This is a genomic window from Psychrobacter sp. 1U2 (assembly GCF_051847575.1).
On record NZ_JBPYDC010000182.1, the window covers coordinates 1 to 1,493 of the forward strand.

Consider the following 1,493-nt stretch of genomic DNA (forward strand, 5'->3'; position numbering starts at 1 on the left):
GGCTGTAAAATCCGATAACTCCTTGATATAAATTTCTTATTTATAAAAAAGACACAACATTTAGCATAGCGCTTTGCTATTTATAATAGATGCAAGATTGGTCGATATAGTAATATGGTTGCCCAATAAATATCGATTAAGAGTAAAGCGCTTGTCATCTCTCTGTATTTTTCTCCAAATTACTCGTTATAAGTTCATCTTTTATCTAAATTGGATGAATTCTGATTGTTGATGTAAATGCAGTTTCAACAGTCCAGGTCAATAGCATTAACTGCCAAAAGATACTCTTCTATCTTTCTAAAGCTACTCTTATAACACAATTGTGGATAAAGTCCTTATAAATCAAAGGTTTGTTCTTAATTCTGTGCACGCCTTGTGGCTATTGACTCTTATTGATAATTACTATCTATAATTTATCATTTCAACTCATCAATAAAGCGACTTTAAAGTCACTTCTTCAACGATAAAACCAGCTATGGAGATTATTATTACCCTATTACAGAACCATATATCAACGTTATAGTACCGTATATCTAGACTATTTTATGTTACCTCTTCCCTTTTAGTATTTCTGTGCTATTGTCTATAATCGCTTATCTGAATATAGAGAGGAACCCGTGTTTGAAAAGTATACCCACCATGAGTATCGAAACGACATTCAAGGACTGAGGGCCATAGGGGCTATTATCATCATGGTGTTCCATATCTGGTTTAATAAGGTATCAGGTGGGGTTGATGTATTTTTCGTCGTTTCCGGATTCTTAATGGCTTCAATAGTATTAAAAGGCTATTTTTTAAATGGTACGGTAAGTCCGTTTCCTTTTTGGGGCGGCGTTATAAAAAGAGTCGCGCCATCAGCATATATTGTACTTGCAGCGACACTTATTGCCAGCTACTTTATCTCATCGCCAGTTCTTATATATACCGTGTTACATGAGATCATCGCCAGTGCCTTGCATCTTGAAAATATCCAGTTAATTAGGCTTTCTGTCGATTATCTATCTACTGGTAGACCGCCAAGCCCGGTTCAGCAGTTTTGGGCGCTGTCTATTCAAATGCAGTTTTATGTGGTCTTTCCACTGGTTTTGATTCCTCTTGCTTATTTTGCGAAGAAAAGACAAACATCTACGCCTCTTTTTTTGGGAATAATTGTTATTATACTGGCATCCTTTGCCTACGCTACTATGCTGGTCAAAGACGATCCAGCAATGAGTTACTTCAATCCATTGTCTAGAATTTGGGAGTTTTTCTTCGGTTCACTCTCGTTTCTTTTAATATCCAATGCCAAAAAAATAAAATATAGACAGATTTTAGGCATCTTAGGTATTGCTTTGATTATTGGCGGTGCAATCTTTATACCTAGAGGCGCAAATTTTTCAGGTCCTATATCTTTAATTCCTGTACTTGGTGCAGTTTTTATTATTATGTCAGGTGTCGGTGGTCAGGGCGTTGTAAACAAGCTATTGTCCAATAAATTCCTAGTATTCTTAGGG

General features: G+C 36.1%; 1 protein-coding gene. It reads left to right on the forward strand.

Features of this window, described 5'->3' with window-relative positions; all coding sequences use genetic code 11:
- Positions 1–617: 617 nt before the first annotated feature.
- Positions 618–1,493 (forward strand): acyltransferase family protein (locus tag ACS8FD_RS14290; protein WP_439276348.1); only part of this gene is annotated, 876 nt, incomplete at its 3' end.